At 47.4% G+C, this 21,205-nt stretch carries 25 protein-coding genes; 13 read left to right on the forward strand and 12 right to left on the reverse strand.

All coding sequences use genetic code 11. The features are described from left to right. Positions 1-321: 321 nt before the first annotated feature. From HEQ50_RS01730 to HEQ50_RS01770, 9 genes are all read left to right on the forward strand, one after another. The gene (locus HEQ50_RS01730) at positions 322-636 is read left to right on the forward strand and encodes a helix-turn-helix domain-containing protein (RefSeq protein WP_168898742.1); all 315 of its coding nucleotides are present in this window, start codon (positions 322-324) and stop codon (positions 634-636) included. 1 nt (position 637) lies between these two features. Continuing rightward, a complete protein-coding gene (locus HEQ50_RS01735; RefSeq protein ID WP_168898743.1) occupies positions 638-1,051 on the forward strand; it encodes an ImmA/IrrE family metallo-endopeptidase in 414 nt (137 codons plus the stop codon). A gap of 18 nt (positions 1,052-1,069) precedes the next feature. Continuing rightward, the gene (locus tag HEQ50_RS01740) at positions 1,070-2,056 is read left to right on the forward strand and encodes a minor capsid protein (protein WP_168898744.1); all 987 of its coding nucleotides are present in this window, start codon (positions 1,070-1,072) and stop codon (positions 2,054-2,056) included. Between the two features lie 67 nt (positions 2,057-2,123). Continuing rightward, positions 2,124-2,888 carry an FxLYD domain-containing protein gene (locus HEQ50_RS01745; protein WP_168898745.1) on the forward strand — a complete coding sequence of 255 codons (765 nt, stop codon included), beginning with the start codon at positions 2,124-2,126 and terminating at the stop codon, positions 2,886-2,888. A 340-nt stretch (positions 2,889-3,228) separates the two neighbouring features. Then, entirely contained in the window at positions 3,229-4,215 is a 987-nt protein-coding gene (locus tag HEQ50_RS01750; RefSeq protein ID WP_168898824.1) for an Abi family protein, read from the forward strand. 148 nt (positions 4,216-4,363) lie between these two features. Further along, positions 4,364-4,948: a hypothetical protein gene (locus tag HEQ50_RS01755; protein ID WP_168898746.1), complete on the forward strand. Its 585-nt coding sequence runs from the start codon at positions 4,364-4,366 to the stop codon at positions 4,946-4,948. Next, positions 4,949-5,485 (forward strand): site-specific integrase, encoded by a 537-nt coding sequence (locus HEQ50_RS01760; protein WP_168898747.1) that lies wholly within the window; start codon positions 4,949-4,951, stop codon positions 5,483-5,485. A gap of 421 nt (positions 5,486-5,906) precedes the next feature. Further along, positions 5,907-5,987 (forward strand): putative holin-like toxin, encoded by an 81-nt coding sequence (locus tag HEQ50_RS12940; RefSeq protein WP_370520122.1) that lies wholly within the window; start codon positions 5,907-5,909, stop codon positions 5,985-5,987. Positions 5,988-6,465: 478 nt separating this feature from the next. Continuing rightward, positions 6,466-6,666 carry a hypothetical protein gene (locus tag HEQ50_RS01770; RefSeq protein ID WP_168898748.1) on the forward strand — a complete coding sequence of 67 codons (201 nt, stop codon included), beginning with the start codon at positions 6,466-6,468 and terminating at the stop codon, positions 6,664-6,666. Between the two features lie 60 nt (positions 6,667-6,726). Here HEQ50_RS01770 and HEQ50_RS01775 read toward each other — a convergent pair whose 3' ends face one another. Together HEQ50_RS01775 and HEQ50_RS01780 are read right to left on the reverse strand one after the other, a co-directional pair. Further along, entirely contained in the window at positions 6,727-7,773 is a 1,047-nt protein-coding gene (locus tag HEQ50_RS01775) for an AI-2E family transporter (protein WP_168898749.1), read from the reverse strand. 45 nt (positions 7,774-7,818) lie between these two features. Next, positions 7,819-8,418 carry a DUF1054 family protein gene (locus tag HEQ50_RS01780; RefSeq protein ID WP_168898750.1) on the reverse strand — a complete coding sequence of 200 codons (600 nt, stop codon included), beginning with the start codon at positions 8,416-8,418 and terminating at the stop codon, positions 7,819-7,821. A 76-nt stretch (positions 8,419-8,494) separates the two neighbouring features. Here HEQ50_RS01780 and HEQ50_RS01785 point away from each other — a divergent pair, with 76 nt between their 5' ends. From HEQ50_RS01785 to HEQ50_RS01800, 4 genes are all read left to right on the forward strand, one after another. After that, positions 8,495-8,950 (forward strand): YueI family protein, encoded by a 456-nt coding sequence (locus tag HEQ50_RS01785; protein WP_168898751.1) that lies wholly within the window; start codon positions 8,495-8,497, stop codon positions 8,948-8,950. Between the two features lie 17 nt (positions 8,951-8,967). Beyond that, positions 8,968-10,242 carry a replication-associated recombination protein A gene (locus tag HEQ50_RS01790; protein WP_168898752.1) on the forward strand — a complete coding sequence of 425 codons (1,275 nt, stop codon included), beginning with the start codon at positions 8,968-8,970 and terminating at the stop codon, positions 10,240-10,242. 393 nt (positions 10,243-10,635) lie between these two features. Next, entirely contained in the window at positions 10,636-10,923 is a 288-nt protein-coding gene (locus HEQ50_RS01795; protein WP_168898753.1) for a hypothetical protein, read from the forward strand. Positions 10,924-11,019: 96 nt separating this feature from the next. Further along, positions 11,020-11,499 carry a universal stress protein gene (locus HEQ50_RS01800; protein ID WP_168898754.1) on the forward strand — a complete coding sequence of 160 codons (480 nt, stop codon included), beginning with the start codon at positions 11,020-11,022 and terminating at the stop codon, positions 11,497-11,499. A 176-nt stretch (positions 11,500-11,675) separates the two neighbouring features. On the opposite strand, the gene HEQ50_RS01805 is transcribed toward HEQ50_RS01800, so the two are convergent. From HEQ50_RS01805 to HEQ50_RS01850, 10 genes are all read right to left on the reverse strand, one after another. Further along, entirely contained in the window at positions 11,676-12,533 is an 858-nt protein-coding gene (locus tag HEQ50_RS01805; RefSeq protein WP_168898755.1) for a helix-turn-helix transcriptional regulator, read from the reverse strand. Between the two features lie 355 nt (positions 12,534-12,888). Continuing rightward, positions 12,889-14,514: a glycerophosphodiester phosphodiesterase gene (locus HEQ50_RS01810; RefSeq protein ID WP_232842643.1), complete on the reverse strand. Its 1,626-nt coding sequence runs from the start codon at positions 14,512-14,514 to the stop codon at positions 12,889-12,891. A gap of 176 nt (positions 14,515-14,690) precedes the next feature. Continuing rightward, on the reverse strand, positions 14,691-15,833 hold the full coding sequence (locus tag HEQ50_RS01815) for a D-alanine--D-alanine ligase family protein (RefSeq protein ID WP_168898756.1): 1,143 nt from the start codon (positions 15,831-15,833) through the stop codon (positions 14,691-14,693). A 74-nt stretch (positions 15,834-15,907) separates the two neighbouring features. Then, positions 15,908-16,879, reverse strand: coding sequence for a DUF2785 domain-containing protein (locus HEQ50_RS01820; protein WP_168898757.1), 972 nt, complete (start codon positions 16,877-16,879; stop codon positions 15,908-15,910). A gap of 48 nt (positions 16,880-16,927) precedes the next feature. Further along, complete coding sequence (locus tag HEQ50_RS01825; protein ID WP_168898758.1) at positions 16,928-17,779, reverse strand: SPFH domain-containing protein; 852 nt, start codon at positions 17,777-17,779, stop codon at positions 16,928-16,930. A 149-nt stretch (positions 17,780-17,928) separates the two neighbouring features. Further along, complete coding sequence (locus HEQ50_RS01830) at positions 17,929-18,231, reverse strand: glycine cleavage system protein H (RefSeq protein ID WP_211089159.1); 303 nt, start codon at positions 18,229-18,231, stop codon at positions 17,929-17,931. A gap of 17 nt (positions 18,232-18,248) precedes the next feature. After that, positions 18,249-19,454: an FtsW/RodA/SpoVE family cell cycle protein gene (locus HEQ50_RS01835; protein WP_168898759.1), complete on the reverse strand. Its 1,206-nt coding sequence runs from the start codon at positions 19,452-19,454 to the stop codon at positions 18,249-18,251. Between the two features lie 95 nt (positions 19,455-19,549). Then, positions 19,550-19,774 (reverse strand): DUF2969 domain-containing protein, encoded by a 225-nt coding sequence (locus HEQ50_RS01840; RefSeq protein WP_057733271.1) that lies wholly within the window; start codon positions 19,772-19,774, stop codon positions 19,550-19,552. A gap of 12 nt (positions 19,775-19,786) precedes the next feature. Further along, positions 19,787-20,080 (reverse strand): membrane protein insertion efficiency factor YidD, encoded by a 294-nt coding sequence (gene yidD, locus HEQ50_RS01845; protein WP_168898760.1) that lies wholly within the window; start codon positions 20,078-20,080, stop codon positions 19,787-19,789. Between the two features lie 24 nt (positions 20,081-20,104). Next, positions 20,105-21,109: a rod shape-determining protein gene (locus tag HEQ50_RS01850; RefSeq protein WP_168898761.1), complete on the reverse strand. Its 1,005-nt coding sequence runs from the start codon at positions 21,107-21,109 to the stop codon at positions 20,105-20,107. Positions 21,110-21,205: the final 96 nt, after the last annotated feature.

Raw genomic sequence — 21,205 nt, forward strand, 5'->3', positions numbered from 1 at the left:
AAGAAATCCTTCGCCTGTTCTGATGGTTGTGTTCAAAAATTCTGAGCATCATGTTGTGCCATATTACTTCCCCCCCTTTCGGTAATTTATTTATCAAGTTATTGCATTTTGATTAGCATATGTGCTAAAATAAGTGCATAAGACATAAGCAAATAAGCCTGTCCAATCAGTGATTACTCGCCAAAGCCTTCTCTGATGGGTCCTAGATTCTTATTGCTTAATTACTTGATGAATTCATTATTGCGCATTTATGCTAAAAAGTCAATCATTCATTTGCATTTATGCTAATATTGGACTGTCAAACCTAGGAGAACACTTGATATGACAGTATTTGAAAGAATAAAAAAATTAGCAAAAGAGCGAGGATACTCCTTAACTAAGTTAAATGACGAAGCCGGACTGGGAACTAACTCCATTTATCATTGGAAAACCAAAACTCCAGGTACTGACAATTTACAGAAAGTAGCTAACGTTTTGAATGTCACTGTGGATTACCTGCTCGGAGAAGAAAATCAATCTACTAGATCAAAGAAATCCGTCGACTTAAACGATGATGATGCCTTTTTAACTTTTGAAGGTAAGCCGATTCCCGAAGAAGATCGAGAACTAATTAAACGACTACTGCGAGGTAAATAATGTGGACAATATTCTAACTGACTTACTAATATATGCGCTGAAGGATCAACATATTAGAGTGGCCATGAGTCCTGAATTCACTTTAGACGCCCCATCCATGGTAAAAACTAAATCAAAGATTATCATTCTTAATACTAATCTTTCTGACAAAGACCAGCTTCCTTTACAATTGGCCCACGAAATCGGCCACATTGTTAATGGAGATATGGCATCTAATCCATTACACTTTGGGGATCAGGCCATAGATTACTCCATGGAGCTACAAGCTAATCGCTTTGCAGTTCAAAAGCTCATCCCCTACTATTTAGCTGATCGTGATAGGGATCACATAAATGTAAACGAATTCATGGACATGTTTGTCGTTCCAGCTCATCTTGAGAAAATGTGTCGCGACGAATTAATTAAAGCATTCTAGAGGGAAGGAACTTAGCTAATGGGAATCTTTTCTTGGATTCAAAAACAATTATCAAACCGAACTGAAAAATCTACTGAACTCCCCACAAAGACCGTCGAACCATATATCTCATCAAATAGAGATATGCAAGAATTCGAAGCACAAGCACGACATTTCCCGTCAATGCGCATAGATAAGCGATTGATGAAGCCCCTTGAAGAAGGCTTGCTTCCTGGAGAAATCATTCTTCTAGAATGGTCCAACCATAAAAGCGAACACGCCAGTATACCTGCCTACTTTGAATATGATTATGGACTCAATGCAACTATAGACAGACATAAGCTCGCTAGGCTGGGCTACTTAACAATTGCATCCCCTTCCGAATCATTAAAGTCCTTACGAGTACCTGAACTAAAAGGTATCCTTCGGAGTAACGGCCAAAAACTATCAGGAAAGAAAGCTGACTTAATCCACCGCATTGCTGATAATATTGAAGAAAGTTCGTATTCAAATACTATTTCTGATAGAACTCTTGTCTGCACGCCCGCCGGTAATTTGCTTTTAGAAAAGTATAATTATTTGGTGTGGGCTCATAAGCACAACTCTAAGGATGGTGTAATTAATGTAGCTAATGCTCTGAACCATTCCATCGAAGAAATGCAGTCGAAACTCAATTATTCAAGAAGCCAGGCAGGACTTACCAAACACTTTCTGACCCTGCTTGAAGATTATGATGCCGATGCCTATGAAATTCTTGGTTCACTTGATATAGCAACTTGTGCAAAATGTGGTGAGATGGATGGAAGGGTATTCCAAGCTTCTCATGCCAAACCTGGAGTTAACCTCCCACCTTTTCATGATGGGTGTCGATGTGAAATTGTTCCCCACATTTCTGGACTGTCGACACCAGATAAAAGAGTTGCACGGAACCCTAAAACTGGAAAAACCGAGAACATCACTCACCAAAACTACAAGGAATGGCATGAAGCTATGGTACAAAAGTACGGTACCGAAGTGTTCAAATAAAATTGGCCCAATAAAGCTGACGGCGTTAAAAGCTGCAAATACATACCCCCATTTAGGAGGAAACATCATGAAACGCATAGTTACTATTGCTATCTTACTTTTTGCTGGACTATCACTAACAGCCTGTGGTAGCAAAAAGTCCGAAACAAAGTATTATGATAGTGATTTTATATCTGCTCTTGAGAGTGGACTTCAAAAACGTTGGGCAATCACTGACACCGTGAAAGATATTGACAAAGCCTCCCAAGATACCTTGACAAAGTCTGTAAATGCTGAGCTAGATGTTGTAAAGCCGTATGAAAATAAGAAGTTTAAGAATGATAAACTCCACGAACAAGCTATTACCTACATCAACGCTCTCAAGGATCAGAAAACAGCTCTAAAAAGCTACGATAAGTCAAATTTCTTCGACAAATGGAATAAGGCCTACAACACTCGAACGCAGATGATTGTAAAAATTAATCAGAAGCATAAACTCAAAGTTGCTGATAAATACAAGAGCGACCTGACGGAACTAACTCGTCACGGTGATGAAGTGGCAAATCAAGACCAAAAAACCGAAGCCATTAATGCATTGGTTAAATCTATCAAATTCAAGCAAGCTAAAGATGATGGTTATAATTACACTTATGATGCCAAGGTTAAGAACAATTCGGGATATTCGTTTAAGAACTTTGGTATTAAAGTTAAATTAATGGATTCTGACAAAACTGTAGTTGATACTCAGTTAACTTACGTTGATGATTGGGATAAAAATCAAACCAGCCAATTCGAATTCATGACAGATAAAAAATTCAATTCCTATGAAGTCGTTCTCGACTATACAAATTAATTAAGAAAAGAAGCAATCACTGCTATACGAACGTTTCTACCGCTCATGTATTTTGCTAAGAAAATAAAAAAAGCGCATCTCCTCCCGCCAAGAAGTAAGATGCGCTGCCCTCCTCGGTAGCTAGTACTGGTTTGACTCCAGTGGAGGGAATTAAGTTAGCTGAGTACAGCTGACTGCTGTTTAAAATAGCTGAACATTTTAGTAATTTATTGACGAATATCACTTTTAGTGCGAAAATAGCATTAATCAATTAAGTGGCTGCTGTGCGGCCGTACCAAAAGGGATATGTCGTTATTGGCATATCCCTTTTGCGCTATATAAGGAGGTGACAATCTTGACAATGGAAAAGCCTTTTATGGAAATTGATAATCAAATTAAGCAACTCCGAGATGGACGAGGATTACTTTTTAACTCTGAGGAACATGCTCGCGATATGCTCACGCGTTACGGATATTACGAAATAATCAATGGCTACAAAGACCATTTTATGATTGATTCTACTGATGATTCTCAAGGATTTACCCCCGGAATAACCTTTGAACATATCTTCTCTTTGTTTGAACTAGATCGCCATCTCCGTGAAGGTGTTATGAATTCGCTGGAACTTTTTGAGGCGAACATTAGGCAGGTAATCGCTTATACGGTTGCTCAAAAAATATCCGATGATCAAGAAGTCTATATTCAACGTAAGCAATACAGAACTGGAATAAAGTATTATGATCATCATCTTCGTAAGTACACTTATCCAATTGATAAATTGATCTCTACGATGAAAAAAATTGTAAGTGCAAAAACTGATCCCTATAAACATTATCGTGAACATCACGGCAATGTACCACCATGGATATTGGTAAAAAAGCTGAGTTTCGGAAACTTAATTTGGTGGTTTAAATTAATGGATTCAGAATACTCGGATTTAATCATTTCCAGAATGTTAAATATTCCAGAATCATTTATTTCAACTCTTCCAGAACTGCGTGAAACCTTCGGTTCTATGCTTACGTTATACCTAGATTATCGGAATACGGCAGCCCACGGTGGCAGAATCTACAATCACCGCTCTCAAAAGCACGCTTTGCCTTATCTTTCATTCCTTCATAAGCAGACTTTAAAGATCTCGGAGGCTGACTATCGCCTTGGTAAGGGACAAAGTCAGCTAGGAATGGTATTAAAAACATTGGCAATCTTAGATAATAAAGATCCTGTTGATGAATTGAATGCAACTATTTCTTATTATTCACGCCAATACCTAAAGCAATTTCCCAACGATGAACAGTACTTACTTTCCAAAATGGAACTCACACATGATTGGATCTTTAAAGACTAAAAAACATCCCCGTCTCCGCCAAGATAATGGGATGCAATACACTTCAAGGGATAGTTATACCCCTTTACATTCACAATTATAAATGAAAGGAGGTGATGCCACAACCTCTCCTAAAACGGCGCTGTCCACGCATTTAAGGAGAATACCAATGAAACCAGCAAAAACAGAGTACAAGAACGTTTTTTCTTATGAAACTAAGAAAGGCACTATGTGGATGTTCCGCTATCAGTTTGTGGATGCTTTCGGCAAACGTCACGATAAGCAGCAACGAAAATTTAAAACCCCAGAGGCAGCCCACAAAGCTGAACTGGAAGCCGAAATTCTCGTAGCCAATGATGAAGCCCGGCAACTTTTAGATTCCGGTATGACAGTACGACAATGGACCCAACAGTTTATCAAATTGAAACAGGCTGAGTGGCGACCAAACTACAAGCAGAACATCACTACGGCCGTCAATCGTTACATTTTGCCATTACTTGGCGACCGTAAACTTAGTAAGTTGACCAAGATGGAATACAACTACCTTTTCATTCAGCCACAGTTGGAACACCTGAAGCCTTCCTCCGTTCAAGCTAACCACCGTTATTTCATGGTCATCATGAACGCTGCGGAAGAAAACGAAGTTATCTCACGAAATAAGTTGAAGGGCGTGCGTTTCAAGACGTCAGAGCGCCGCAAACCCTTCAGTGAAGATGACTTGGCTCGGTTCAATGGCCAGTTAAAACAAGAATAGTTGGAGAAACGTCTATTCTTTCAACTGCTCGAAATGACTGGCATGAGATTAAGCGAAGGACTGGGGCTTGAATGGAATGATATCAATTTCAAAAAGAAGACCGTGTCAATTGAACGCTCACGCACACCATTTGGTGTCGGTCCAACGAAGACGCCTTCTAGTGTCCGAACCATCTTCATTGAAGATGATATGCTTGCCCTTCTCCATAAGTTCAAAGTGGCCACTAAGGCCGCCCTTCTGAGAAGCGGAGAGAGGTTTGACAAGGATGGCCTCATCTTTAGCTTCAACCACACGTCAGCCTACTATTATTTCCAAGACATCATCAAAAATGCCGGCATCGAAGTAGGTAAGTACGTCATCCACAGTCTGCGTCATACCCACGCTACCTTGCTCATGGGCGCTGGCGTCAGTCCTGTGGATGTGGCAAACCGGCTTGGTCATTCTGATCCGGCCATCACCCTAAGAATTTACGCTCATGCGATTAAAGGCAACGATGAAAAAAATGCAGAACTCTTCGCAAAAATCGTCAACCTTTAGCTAGTGAGGGAAGTTTTGAGGGAAGTTTTATTTTACAAAATGCGAAATACCTTGGTACCAACGGTTTAGAGCCTATGTTCTAAGCATTATGAATACTACAACCGTTAAGATTAACGTCTTAATTGGCTTTGAAGAAAGTCTCGCTATCTGGCGAGGCTTTTTTCTTTCACCCTTTTTACCCCCATCTGTGGGAACTTTTTAGGACAGCGTCAAGGATTATAGAGGTGCGCACCTTCCATTTTGTGGAGGGTGCGTTTTTTTAACGTAAATTAAGTACAACACTCAATTCTATTCAGGCCCCTTCGTCTCTGATATAATACAGTCTGTGAGAAGTTTTATGGACGGTGGCTGTCTTTTCCCTTATGGGGTGATGTCTATGGGAACATGGAATAAACTTTGAAAGGTTTCACAGCCAGTGAGTGTGTTTCAGGCACTTTCGTTGATGTTACTATTTGGCACGTTTTTAATAGCGTTGCTGACGTACATTGACAAACGCAAATAAAAAAGCCGCCCCGATGTAACTTTGGCCAGTTACGGGACGACCTAACAGTCTAACGTTCTTGCCACCGCCTTTAAAGCGGCTTACTCGGTCGGTGTTCTAGCACCGGCCTTTTCTATACATCGAATTATAACATACAGGACCACAAACTTCACATGACTTAACGCGAGGCACAGTTTGTATCATGAAACTTTACAAAAGACACACTATTCATCAGATCGTATAGAGTGCTTTCGCTTCAATGATAGCCCAGGCATTCCTATTCTAACTTCAATCAGGAGAGGAATGCCAGCGACTTTCTTTCTGAAGTTTCTTGGTACATTGGTTCTCACTGCTTGGCGAGATTTTTTTCTTTTGCCAATTTATGCCCGCCGTCTTGATTCCCCCACACTTTTTCTATACAGTTAAACTAGATGTTTTCGCCCCGCCTGCCGACCGGCGCTAAAAGCCGCAGAAAATTTACATATTGGAGGCGAATCACATGCCTGTCTTAAATCTCGTTATGAGCCTATCACTCGTGCTTAACATTTTACTTGGGCTGGCCGTCATTGCCCTACTCGTCGTCTTTGTTCTCTGGCTTCGCGACCGCCACAGCAAGACGCCACAGGTCACCACCAAGACCTTGATCTATTACGCCGGGCTACTGGTCATTTTCCTCGTGGCTAAGCTCATCATGCACTAATTCCAGCACTTCTAAAAATTCACGTTTTCCCTATGTTTGGGAGAACGTGAATTTTTTGCACTATGATTTATCAACCGGTACCTTAGATCTCATCGGCTTAGTCTTCAACTGGACATCAAACACGTCCAGTAGGAAGGCCACCAAGGGGACCCCGACGATTAATCCCCAGGCCCCGAAGAGCCGCTCACTCACAATCAACGTGATAAACGTGACAAAGATTGGTAAATTAGTCGCGTTAGCCATCAACCGGGGATGGAGGAAGTAGGACTCAAACATATGAATGAGGACGACCAATACAATGACCTCAATCACGCGAATAACTCCACCCGTGACAAAAGCAATAATCATCAGTGGAATCATCGAGATCAGAACGCCGGCAACCGGAATCAGACCCAAGAAGAAGACCATAATCCCTAAGATAAGTAGACTAGGCATCTTCAAGAGCCACAAGCCCAATACCATCAAAATCGTATTGATCGTACAAATAATCAATTGGGTTTCAATCACCGTTCCGAAGATCCGGACAAACTTCAGGATAAGTTCCCCCATGGGCACGAATAGCCCGGCGAACCGGCTCTTCGTAAACGCATGAACGAAGTGCTTTAACTGATTCTTGGTCAGATTGAAAATAAAACTGAAGAAGAACGCCAACAGAATTGTTTCCACGCCGGAGCTAAAGCGGGATAGCTTGACCATCCCACTCGACAGCATGGCCTTTCCATTACTGATGACCGTAGCATTCTGGGTTAAATTTTTCACCAATTTGGTCAGTTGCGTCTCCAACTGTGGATACGTCTGCACCAAGGTGTCCAACGTATGCGGTAGGTTCGACGCCTCGGAAACCAACGGCGGAATAATCTGCCCAAAGGCCGCCACCAACACGCCCAGAAACAGCACGTAAACCAACAGCGTGGCCCAGAGATGGTGCAGGCGCAAATGGTGCTCTAACCCCATGATGGCGGCATCCCCCAGATAAATAAAGATAATGGTAAATAGCGCCAACGATAAGAAGGCGTGGGCCCGCCACACCAAGATAATCAGCAACAGTAACGCTAAGTAATACATCGTTAATGGATTCTGCCACCAACGTTTCAATATATCTATCACAAAAATCCCCCTTGCGGTCGGCCTAGCCAACCCGTCTACGCTTACTTACAATCGAATCAATTGATCATAGATTGGCAATAATGCCGCCACATGGTCTTGAATGACCTGTTTTTGTCCTGCGGCCGACAGCGTGAAGAACCCATCGCCACGCCGAAAGTTGCGCCCCACTTGCCACTCCGCATGGCGCTGCGTTTGCGTGGCCATCAATGCCTGATAGTTTTCTCGCGTCAACGGCACCCCGCAATTCTTATCCGTATGGTCACCGCCACATTCAAAACCAGTCGGTAATTGTAGCACCAGGTCTTCTTTCAAGCTGCTTAACAACGTCTGGCGCGCCTTGGCCTCCTGCAAGACCGCTAACCAGATAAAGAAGCGGTCGTCCCAGAACCCAATCTCAATGTGCGGTAACATCTTATAGCCCCGTTTGGACGTGCTGAACGCCACCCAAGTATCTGGCGGTGGATTCTTCGAACGCCGGCGATGCTGTGAGATGTGGTCGTAGATGGGCATACTCAACCGCGCAAAGGTTGGCGCCAAGTCAGTGACGGTCGCCTCAAACTTCGGGTCAATATATTGCCGAATCTTTCCCAACCGTCCCGGCAACGTGGGATCATCGAAAACGTGAAAATCTTGGTCCTGATACATTGTAGGTCCCCCTTCCTGAAAGTGACTCCCATTCCATGTTATACTAACAACACTATATTGAAAAGAGGGATTCGACATGGCTGAAAAGAGTCAAATGGACAAGCATTTACAAAATTCTACCTTTGGGGTTCCCAAAGTTAATCCGGATGAGCAACGCCGTTACCTTGGGACTTTCCGGGAACGCGTCTCGTTAGCCATGACCATTGCTGAAGTCACCGACCGCAATAACGTGGACGCGTTCGTGACCGAAATCACGGCTCATCCCGACTATCAGGTCATTTTAAACGGACACATCGATCAAGCCGACTTGGCCCCCTACCTAAAGCTGGCCAGTCAGCACAATTTAAAATTTACGATTCGCAACGACATTTTCTATGGCATGGCCGCAGACGATTACGGTCTATTGGTCGCCAGCGACCACGCGATTAATGAAAATCCCGTTGATCTCACTAAGAAATATCCAAAATCGTCACCTGCAACGACCCCTTCAGACCAAAAGAAGTCGTTACTGGACAAACTTTTGGGTAAATAACGAAAGGACCTTTATTTTTGGCACAACCACTTGCTTATCGCATGCGACCCCAACGTTTAGAAGACGTGGTCGGCCAACAGGATTTGGTCGGTCCCGGCAAAATCATTGCCCGGATGGTCGCTGCAAAACTACTATCGTCCATGATTCTCTACGGGCCGCCGGGCACTGGGAAAACGAGTATCGCCAGTGCCATCGCCGGTTCCACCAAGTACGCCTTCCGCAAGCTCAACGCCGCCACCGACTCTAAGAAGGATCTTCAGGTCGTGGCGGCCGAAGCCAAGATGAGTGGTACCGTCATTCTCCTGTTGGATGAAATTCATCGCTTGGACAAGACCAAACAGGACTTTCTGTTGCCTCACCTGGAAAGTGGGCGCATTATCCTCATCGGCGCTACGACCGAAAATCCCTACATCAACATCAACCCGGCCATTCGAAGCCGGACACAGATCTTTGAAGTTCACCCGTTATCCCTGGCTGACATTGAAACGGCTTTACGGCGGGCCATCACGGATAAGGACCGGGGACTGGGCACGCTGCCCCTCACCGTTGACGACGATGCCTTTCACTTCATGGCCGGAGCCACTAATGGTGATCTGCGAAGCGCGCTGAACGGCCTGGAATTGGCCGCTCAGTCTACGCCACCAGCCGAAGACGGTCAGATTCACGTGACCTTGCAAGTTGCCGAGGCGTGTTTTCAACGCAAAGCGCTCGTCGGCGATAAGAACGGTGACGCCCATTACGACGTCATCTCGGCCTTTCAGAAGTCCATCCGGGGGAGTGACACCGACGCCGCCCTTCACTACCTGGCCCAGCTCGTTGCGGCCGGTGACCTGCCGTCGATTTGCCGGCGTCTGATGGTCATCGCCTACGAAGACATTGGGATGGCCAATCTCCCCGCGGCTGCACGTACAGTCCAAGCGGTCACGGCCGCCCAGCAACTGGGACTACCGGAAGGCCGGATTCCCCTGGCCGATGCGGTGATTGAGCTCTGCTTGTCGCCAAAGTCCAATTCCGGCATTACCGCCATGGACGATGCCCTATCCGATGTCCTGAACGGCCATAACGGTGCCGTACCCGATCATTTAAAGGATGCCCACTACGCCGGTGCCAAGAAGCTAGGCCACGGCACAGACTACCAGTATCCACACAATTTTCCCAATGATTGGGTGAAACAACAGTATCTGCCCGACACGCTTCGCAACGCGCAGTACTATCATCCGAAAACAAATGGCCGCTTCGAAAGTCAACTAGCTGCACAATACAAGCGGTTGCGCCAGGCCAATCGACCATAACGAATTGAATTTTCATGCAAATTATGCTACTATACAAGTGGTTCTAAGGTGTACGCGTTGTCTCACTACAAGTTGCCGAACAAGTAATTATTAAACGGGATTGTCTAAGGGCAGAGAAGATGACATGCCTTTTCACTTGGAAGTCAGACGCTCTGCCACGCTCTCCCCCCTGCATTTGTCATCGCGGGTCAACATGACTAGACAATTAACGGCACCACTTAGATCATCAAAAGCATTCGTGCTTTGAGGGCCATTCCATTGAATGGCCCTTTTCTTTTGGTGTCAGTGTGCTATTCTGAATAGATTGATAGGCGTTCCACCCAAGATTCATGCCGTCGGTGGGTCACCGTCTGACTCAAATTCACTAAATTTCACCCCACAAGGAGGACCCTCATGGTCATCACGATTCTCATGATTTGCTACACGTTACTCTCATTTGGTATTGGCTGGTTTGCCTTCAGTCACCGCCAACGCCCATTTTTAGTCTTTCATCCCGAAGAATCCAGCGTGCTCAGCCACGTGCTCATCATCTGCGGCGTTATTTTGATGCTGATTGGGGTGCTCGCCGCCATCGCGACTATCATGAACAATACCATCTTTATTTCGCTCACCCTACTCGCCGGCGTTGTTGCGATTATGGCTTTTCAATTGTTGCTCTTGCATTGGTTTCCAAAGCGGTAACCGTTTCCAAGTTTTCCACCTTTTTTCACCATATTGCTTTTTATTTGGCGTCAAATAACGTATGATAAGAGTATAAAGTAATGAGAGGTGAACAATATGTTACAACAATACAAGCACATTTTAGTTCCAGTTGACGGTTCATACGAGGCTGAATTGGCCTTTAAGAAAGCGGTCGCTGTAGCTAAGCGTAACGATGCTGATTTACATCTCGTTCACGTTGTTGATACGCGGGCTTTCCAAAATATTTCCAGCTTCGATACCAGCATGGTTGAGCAAGTCACGGAAACGGCGAAGAAGACGCTGGATAAATATGTGGCCGATGCCAAGGCTGACGGCTTACAAAGCATCGACTACGCGATTGAATATGGTGCGCCTAAGACCATCATTGCCCGCGACGTTCCCCGGGATAACGATACTGATCTGATCATGATCGGCGCCACTGGGTTAAACGCGGTAGAACGGCTGCTGATTGGATCAGTCACCGAATATGTCACGCGGACTGCGGTCTGTGATGTTCTGGTGGTTCGGACCGATCAAAACAACCGCCCCGCAAAGAATACACATCCTGAAAGATAACACAGAGTCGCTTGAAACCAAGCCCCGCTACTGGTCAACCAGTGGCGGTTTTTTTATTTAGCAACTGATCACACGTCCAAAAAGGAGTCCGGGCCAAAAGGCCCGACTCCTTCTTAATTTTTAGCACCGCTTGTGGTGGTAACAACTCGCTGGTCGTTCGGCCACCTGCGCTGCGTCTATTCCGTTAACATTGGTCCGATTTGGGGAATCAACCGTTCCTGTAAAGCAACGTTGTGCGTCACCAACGCCAGTGTTCTGGCGATGACCAGGCTCCGTTTAGCAGCCGCCGTAGCCAGTAAGGCTTGTTCCGCTTGACCCTTAACTTCATACAACACATCGATTAAGTACAGCGAGGCTTGGTACTTCACTGCCCGCAAAGCGGCTTCAACATTATCAACGGCTAACTGGGGTTGCTCGAGTGCTAGGTACAGCTTAGAGATGCGGTACCGCGCCCAAATCATCCGTTGAAAACTCTCCTCATCATGCCATTCGTAATCATCCAAGTAGTTGCTGGCCGCATTCAGATAGTAACGCGTCTTATCCAGCTCTTGTCGTTCCAAATAAGCCGCTGCCATACCCACGTTACCGACAATGGCGTAAAGGTCCCACGGCATCCGGTACGACCGGTGCAACAACAGATTGAAATGAAAGATCGCTTCGTCCGGTCGTTGCCGAGCCCCCAATTCAATAAAGCCACGATAATAATGATACCGTTCACGGTCAAACCCATTCTGAACGTTGGTCATATTCATCTTGGCCAGCATATCGGCCGCTAAGGCATAGTCCTCTCGTCGTACCGCCGTAGAGATGCAGTTGAACTGTTCATCCAACCCACTGCCCAGCCCGGACAACACATCGTCCAGTGAAATATTTAGACGTCGGCAAATCTGTAGAATAATCTTGATACTGGGTACTTTGTTCTTCTTCTCCATCAGACTGACGGTCGCTTGGGTACAAATGCCATCGGCCAACTCCTGCTGCGATAAATTCTTCTGTTTCCGGTATTGTTTAACTTTATTCCCTAATAAACGCATCTTATCTCTCCCTACGATTCGTAACGTTAGGTAGCAGTCAACTTGATAAAACCGAACATTACTCAAAATGTTCTTAACACCCAATCCCCGACCGCAAACAATAGCAGGCGTTAATCTTCATCCCCTGGTAATGACTGGCCATGCTATGGCCGCTTTATCTTATTTACCATGATAAGTGATTCACCGGGAATTACAAGCATTATGCGGATTTATTAAGGAACTTTAATCTGTCTATACCATTTTATCATTTAGATATAAAAGGATTAATATTCGGTCGCCAATCAGCCGTATATTAATCCTTTTATAGTTAAGAATATCCGCTTATTAATCTAGCATTTAATCAACAACAAACTAATTAATAACTGTACATAAAATTCTGTAGCACCGCCCACTGCTCTCGGCTAGGATCCTGCTGGGTGACGGTGCGTAGGCGGTGTAATTCATTGGTTATCTGGCCATCGGCCCCCAGCGCCCACATCCGAGCCATTTTGGCCGTCGAATCCGGTGTCCAAATATAGGCCGCAGCGCCCATTTGGTGGGCAGCCAGGATAAACTGCTGGCTCGCCGAAATCTGCTGAAATGAGTAGAAGTCTGCCGGAACCGACCGTGGGGCCACCCAGTTGAACGGTAGAATATACCCCACCTTCAGCTGGGGCACCAACCGGCGAAGCTGTGCGACCACCCGATAATCCAACGAATGAACGATGGCGTGGTCACGGACCAGACGACGACCGTACTGCCGAGCGAAGCGCCGAACCATCCCCGCTGAATCCTGTGGTGTCGTCTTAATCTCAACCATCAACGGTTGCTGTAGCCGTTCCGCAGCCGCCAAATAGGTGGGCCATCCCGCCAACCGGGCTGAGTGCCCATTCTCGTGAAGCGTCAGCCCGGTTAACTGCCGGTAGGTCAATTGATGAGGCGTCGCTTTTCGTGCGGCCAGTGCCGCCAAATTTTCATCGTGTAGCACCACCCACTGGTGATCCCGCGTTTCATGGAGATCCATTTCCACGTAGTTCGGCCGCTCACGGTTTACCCGCTTTAACGCCCCAATCGAATTTTGAACGCCACGGGCGTGATCCACGCCCCGGTGACTGATGGCTGCGGTTCGTGTAAACTGTGGCGCTTGGGTCAACGTCTGCTGAACGACCGCCCCGAGGAGTAACAGGCAAAGCCCCCCGCCAATGAATGACCACCGTTGCCGAATCGGCTGTCGACCTTGTGTTCCCAGCATCGGCTGACCACACCAGCTCCACACCAGGGTCAGCGCCCCCAGGATGCTAACCAGAACGAAGAGCAGCAAAACAACGGCCAGAGAGCCTCCCAGTAACCAGCGTGTGGCTCGGAGACTGCCTTGTCGATCAACCCACCAATTTAACCAGACGAGGGCCTCCCCGAGCACCCACCAAACCAGGGTTAATCCCCCGCAAACGGCGAGGCCTTCCAACATCTGACGGATCGTCCCGGGGTGGCGCAGCTTCGGGGTCAACCGATGGAAGTGCCGGGGTCCCCATAACAGCAGGTAACCCGCCAATAATCCGTAGATCACACCAGCCGTGATCACGATGGGACGACGGTGAAGCGAGACGGCATTGACCACGCTCGCCGCCATGGGCAACCGAACCAGGAACCGACTGCTCAGCCCCCACAAGCCCAACGGTAAGGCCAACAAGACCACCACCAATTCGACAGCTAGCCACGCCCATTTATGGTGCCAGACCAATCGCCAAGTGGTGGCCCAATCCGGCTGCATCTCCGGTTGACCGTACAGTCGCGCCACCTGCATCAATTGACCCGCGACCATCACCAGTAGCGCTAATCCAGCCGCAACTAAGGCCAATGACCAGCCAGGACGCTGCCCGAGCCAACGTACGGCGGTAAATAACCCCACCAGTATTTCCCAGCCTAATAACATTCCCGGGGCAAATAGGCCCTGGCGCCAACTTCTCCTTAAACGGTGCGTAAACGCCGTCTGTAATCCCATCCGTTCCGACCTCCCAATCCCAACGCAATGTCGCGACAACCAAAAAAGTCTGGGACAAAATGCCCAGACCCTTGGTATCTCTAAAACTAAATTGCTGAAACGTGGGCCAAGAGGTAGCTGGCGAGCATTAAGGCTAATAACCGCCCTTTGTCCCACTCTTGTTTCCGAATCTACGCTTATTCCTTCGGCTTGTAAGTTGAAGCCGCCGAGTTATCATCTAACGGAATGAAGTCGTAAGCCAATTCGTCTTGAACCTTAAATTCATCGCGTGCCAAGTCAATCAACCGGTCGATCAGGTCGGCATAACTGATGCCAGAAGCTTGCCACAGCTGTGGGTACAAGCTAATGTTGGTGAATCCAGGCAACGTGTTCACTTCACCGACGTAAGGCACACCGTCTTGGGAAACCAGATAATCAATCCGAGCCATTCCCTTCAGGCCAAGTGCCGCATACGTCCGCAGACCCATCGTGGTAATTTCCGTCGTCAATTCGGCCGGAAGTTCAACAGGGACTTCAAATGTCACGCCACTAGCATCAACAAACTTGTTGTTGTAGTCGTAAAATACATCGGATTCCGGTACCCGGATGGCGCCCAGTTTGGACGCTTGCGGCTGTTCATTACCCAAAATGGAAATTTCGACTTCCTCCGGCCCTGCAATCGTTTCTTCCACTAGTATCTTAAAGTCATAACGAAAGGCATCCGCGAGGCCCTCGTTAAATTCTTGCTCGTTACCAGCTTTGTGAATGCCGACTGAAGACCCTTGGTTCGCAGGCTTGATGAAGACGTTGGTCCCCAACTTTTCTTGAACCGTGGCGTAATCGTAGTCGTCCCGGTTTTCCGGCGTGATAACCACGTACTTCGTGTTACGAATGCCGTGGGTCGTCAGAACCTGCTTCGTCATATCCTTATCAAAGGCCGTCGCTGATGCCAAGACGCCACTCCCCACGAAAGGCTTTTTCAATAACCGGAAAAGCCCCTGGATCGTACCGTCTTCACCCAAGTTACCATGAATAATTGGGAAGAAAACATCAATATCCTTTGCTTGAGATAAATTCCAAATGGGTGCCAATGGGTTCGTAGCGTCTACCTGGGCTTGTTCTTCAGCAGCCACTGTTGCCTCGTCTTCGCCATCAAACACGCGCCGTGAAGCCGCATCGCTCAGGACAAACCCATCACGTGTCAGCAAAAATAAGCTAACGTCGTAACGCGTCTTGTCCATGGCATCGTAAATGTTGTGGGCTGAACGCTTAGAAACATCATGTTCCGAAGAATTACCACCGAATAATAGACCTACGTGTAATTTTGCTTTTGTATCCATTTTGTCACTCATCCTATCGTATATATTTCGGTTAGCCTTCAGTATACCATTTCTCTAAAAAATTGAATATCTTTTCAGCCTAAAAAATCGATAGTTGAGTTTAAATATTTCTTGAGCTTGGGACTGGCATCCTTGCGTAACCGCAGGGCGTCCGCTAACCGTTTACGATTAAAGAACTGATTCCAGCCGGCCAAGTTGTCTGGGCGCCGACGCCGGGCCACGGTCTGGCGCCATTGCTTAAGCGCGTTGAGTAAGGCCACTTCGTACAACGAATGCCGATTGGTCAGCGTGACAAAGTACGTGGCCATTCGGTCATTTTCACCATAGATCAGCGGCGTGGTCAGGCGCTTCAGCCGTTCGATCAGGGTCAGCAACAGGAATAACTTATCCGCTCGGGGCAAGTCATCCGTCTCGGAGAGCACCATTAGTAGGTCGATAATGGCCGCGTACGCGTGGGCCCATCCCTGTTGATTCACGAAGCCCCGGGTATCCGTCTCGAGACAGATATAGGTGGCCACCTGATTCACCAGATGCTGATAATCCAGCATCCCCTGAATCTGATTCTCGGCCGCAAAGTGCAGGGCCACGGCCAACATCGATGCCGAACTTGCCCGTCCGAATACCGCGGTATTAACGGGTTCCAAGACGTGAGAAAACAGGGTGACATCGCGACTGAGAAAGTTAATCAACGTCACCTGCTCATTGGCATCTAGCGCGTTCTGCTGAAGCGCGTCGTAAACGGTAAAGTTCACGCCATTATACCGGATGTCCGGATTGGGCGAGGCCAAATGCCCCAACAGAAAGTCCAGGTCTTGTAGCGGCAAATACAAGGCATGATTTTGGTTAAGCTCATCACGAAGCTCAGCTAAAAATTCGGTAATCCCATCCTGATCATCGGGTAAGGTGACGGGCGTCCGCCGATGCCGGTGGATGCCGTCCATTAACTGCCCTAACCGTGGACCAAGTGACTGAAACACCGCGCCGTCCTTTAATTCCTGATTTAAGGCCGCTAGCTGTCGCTGCAACTCCCCAATCTGTTCATCCATACGTGACCCTCCAGTAATTTTCCGCACATCTTGCTATTTTCTATAAGCCTAAGACTCAATCTTACCGGTATTAATCACCGGTTGAGAGCCCCGCTCGTTAATGATGGAGACCATCATGTTATTGATCAACTGTAGTTTCTGATTGTCGCTAAGTTCGAGATCCGTTTCGTTGGCCAACCGGGTGATGGCCCCCTCGGTAATCGAGACGGCCCCTTCCACAATGATCTTTCGGGCGGATAGGATGGCTTGCGACTGTTGCCGTTGCAACATGGCCGAGGCAATCTCAGTCGCGTAGGCCAAGTGGGTCAAGCGCGTCTCGATAATCTTTACACCGGCGACATCTAAGCGCTCTTGTAGCTCTTCGGTCAGATGATTGGACACTTCCGTGGGATTACTCCGCAGGGTCAACGCCTCTCCATCGCCAAAGTTATCATAGGCGTACTCCGAGGCCACGTGCCGGATAGCCGATTCGCTTTGAATCTCCACGAATTGCTCGTAGTCTTCCACCGAGAACAAGGCCTTACTGGTATCGACCACCTTAAAGACGATCACCGCCGCGATCTCCACGGGGTTCCCCTGCAGGTCGTTGACTTTCAGGATGGCACTGTTAAAGTTCCGTACCCGCAGCGAGACGGTTGACTTATTGGTCAGCGGAACGGTCAAATACAACCCCGCCTCGCGAATCGTCCCAATGTAGCGTCCGAAGAACGTCAACACCTTCGACTGATTGGGGCTGATGATGGTCAGACTGCTGGCCGCCAACGCCGCCAGAATAATGATGATCACGGCCAACGGTATCATGATACCCTCAAAGGCCATCCACCCACCAACGATGAATAAGGCTAAGACAATCAACAGGCCCAGGTAGCCGTTGATGTGAAACACATTTCTTTCCTTCATCCGACTCACTCCATTTCCGATATACTATCTCCATTATACCCGACTCACGCGTAAAGCACTAAAAAACCGGTTTTGGCGACTAGCGGGCCCCATCCAAAAAACCGGCGTCAACCTCACAAAGGAGATTAACACCGGTCGTTGATGTGCAATTAAGCTTCTTGAATATCCACGAACCAAGCAGCGTCCGTGTCCGCACCGTTTAAAGCGGCGAAGTCGTCGGCCAAGGCGGGGTTAACCGCAGCGACTTTCCCGGAAATTGGACTAGGAATATCAGAAACGGCCTTATCGGCTTCAACGCTTAACAGGTTGTCACCCTTCTTAACCGTGTCGCCAACTGCTGGTAACTTAGCGAACTTGATCGTTCCTAATTCGTCTTGGCCCTCAGTTGTCAAACCGATACGTGTCCCGTCATCTACTGCTTTTGTCCAAAAATACTTGACCATTTCAGCCATATTCACACGTCTCCTTTTTATTTAAATGCATCGTTACGACTAAACATGTAACTCTTATAATGATACCGCATTGACATGATTAAACCAATCCCAATCAGGTTCCCGATTAGGGCTGACCCCCCTTGACTAACAAACGGTAACGGAATCCCCGTCAACGGCAACAGTCCGATACTCATCCCAATGTTTTCAAACACGTGGAAAAGAATCATCATGATGACCCCGGTTGAGATGTAGGCGTAGAAGACGTTCTTCGTGTCAAACGTCACGCGAATCATTTGATAGATCAGGAGGAAGTACAGGAAGATGAGGACACAACCGCCGATAAATCCAAAGTTCTCGCCGATTACGGAGAAAATCATATCGGATTCACGGACGGGGACGTAGACGTGGGACACATTGAAGCCGGTCCCAAAGATCCCGCCGGACCCAATCGCCTTCATACTTTGCCATAACTGGTACCCGCTATTGGAGGTATCCTGTGAGGGATGGAGCCAGGTATCGACCCGGGAGAATTGGTAGGCTTGAAAACCAACCTTCTCCAGAATCTTTCGCCCAACATCCGTCGTGACCAAGGCCAAAGCACTACCACCGACACCGAAAACAATCGCAAATGCCGGGGCAATGATCTTCCAAGTGATTCCCGAGACCAGGAGTACCCCACCGACAATGGCGAAGAACACCAGCATGGTCCCAAAGTCATTTTGCAATTTAAGTAATACCGCCACGGGAAGCGTCCAGAGGATCAGCTTCCCAATCAACGTCCAGTCCGTTCGCATCGTATGAATCGGGTTCAAGCTATTATGCTCGGTTACCACCCGCGCCAGCATCAGGATAAACGCCGGCTTCATGACTTCAGAGGGCTGAAACGTCAAGGACCCAATCGCAAACCAGCTCCGCGCACCCGTGTTCGCGTAGTAAGCCCGGCTATAGAAGATCAACACGGCCGCCAGTAGGAAAAGTCCCAGGCCATAAAGCAGTGGGGCCACCTTCCACAACTGTTCGGAATCAAACTGCATGATAATGATAATTGCAACTGTCCCAATGATGTACCATACCAATTGAGAGACCACGGCAGAGGTGATACTCGTCGCACTACTATCATGGGTCGCAGCCACGTAAATGGACGCTAGCCCGATTAAGGCTAACATCAGGACGCAGAAGATGATTCCCCAATCAATCCGGGAGTCTGTCTCGGTCCGTTGTTCTGTCGCATTCTTTGCCACAATGATTGCTCCTTAATTCAAACTAAGATTTGTCTTAAGTATAAAGGCCGCAGTGAACTTTAACGATCCACTGCGGCCAATTTTACAAAAATTTATTATCCGCGATGCAGATGATAGTCCCGCAAGAGCAGTTCAACACCCTCGTCAACGGTCTTAACCCGATAAACGTCGCCATCGTTCAGCTGTGCTTCAAACCGATCTTCATTGGGTTTAACCGTGCCGATGGTGTCCTGACCAATCTTTAGAATGGACATGGTCGTGCCGTCTGGCAATTTTTGTTCGTCAACCGTCACTTGGACAGATTTTTCTCGTTTACTCATGACAACTCTCCTTTATTTAATGGGGGAATTTTTATCAAGGCCCATTTCCTTGCGGTAAGCCTGTTCGGCCGCAAAATTACGCCGTAACGTAAAGTGATCCGGTACGGGATCGACGCCGCCGTGAACGAAGGGATGACACCGTAAGATACGGGCAATCCCCATCAGGCCACCCTTGATAGCCCCATGCTTATCTAACGCTTGAAGCATGTAGGTCGAACATGTCGGATAGTACCGACAAGTCGGTGGAAACAGCGGTGAGATGAAGCGTTGATAGCCTCGTACTAATTTTTTCAGTAACCATTTCATCGCTGATCCGCCCTTTCGTGAATCCTAATTATTTTCCTTTGCCGTCTTCGTATCCATATGTTCCAGCAGAACGCCGGCACCCTTAGCCACATTATCCAATGGATCTTCGGAAATGATGACAGGAACCGTTAGGCGTTCGGAGAAGAGCTTATCGATCCCATCTAATAAGGCGCCACCACCGGTCAGCATGATGCCCCGGTCAATAATGTCAGCGGCCAATTCGGGTGGGGTCGTCTCCAAAACCGCCATGGCAGCCGAAACAATCTGTTCCACGGAATCGTGGATGGCCAATTCGACTTCGGCGGCCGTAATGGTCGTTTCCGTCGGCATCCCACTCACGGAATCACGGCCACGAACTTCCATGGTCTTGTCTTCGTTTCCAGGTTCTGGATAGGCCGTCCCAATCTTAATCTTAATGGTTTCAGCCGTCCGTTCCCCAATAATGAGGTTGTGGTGATGCTTCAAGTAGTTCACGATTTCCGTGTTCATCCGGTCACCGGCCACACGAATGGAGCGACTAGCCACAATATCGCCTAACGACAGAATGGCAATGTCACTGGTCCCACCACCCATGTCAATCACCATGTTACCACTTGGCTTGAAGATGTCCATTCCGGCACCTAGAGCGGCGACCTTGGGTTCATACTCCAGATAAACTTTAGCACCGCCGGATTTTTCAGCCGCCTGAATAATGGCCTTACGTTCGATCTCGGTGATGTTCGTTGGCGCACAGATCATGATGTTCGGCTTGGATAGAAAGCCCTTAACGCTTAATTTATTAATAAAGTAGGAGAGCATGGCTTCGGTAATATCGAAATCAGAAATGACGCCATCCTTCAAGGGCCGAATTGCGCGAATGTTGCCGGGCGTCCGGCCAACCATCCGGTAAGCCTCGGAGCCCACCGCCAATACCTTATCAGTCTTTGTGTCGATTGCGACAACTGACGGTTCATTTAATACGATACCCTTGCCGACCACGTAGATTAAAACGTTCGCAGTCCCCAAATCAATTCCAATGTCTTTCGCCATACTTATGCGTCCTCCTGATTTTTAATGCCAATTTTCAACATTTCATTATACCATAATCTTCACGAACTCTAAACGGTTTCTCTAGGATACCGTGGA

It is taken from the genome of Lactobacillus sp. HBUAS51381 (assembly GCF_012641095.1).
Taxonomy (GTDB): domain Bacteria; phylum Bacillota; class Bacilli; order Lactobacillales; family Lactobacillaceae; genus Levilactobacillus.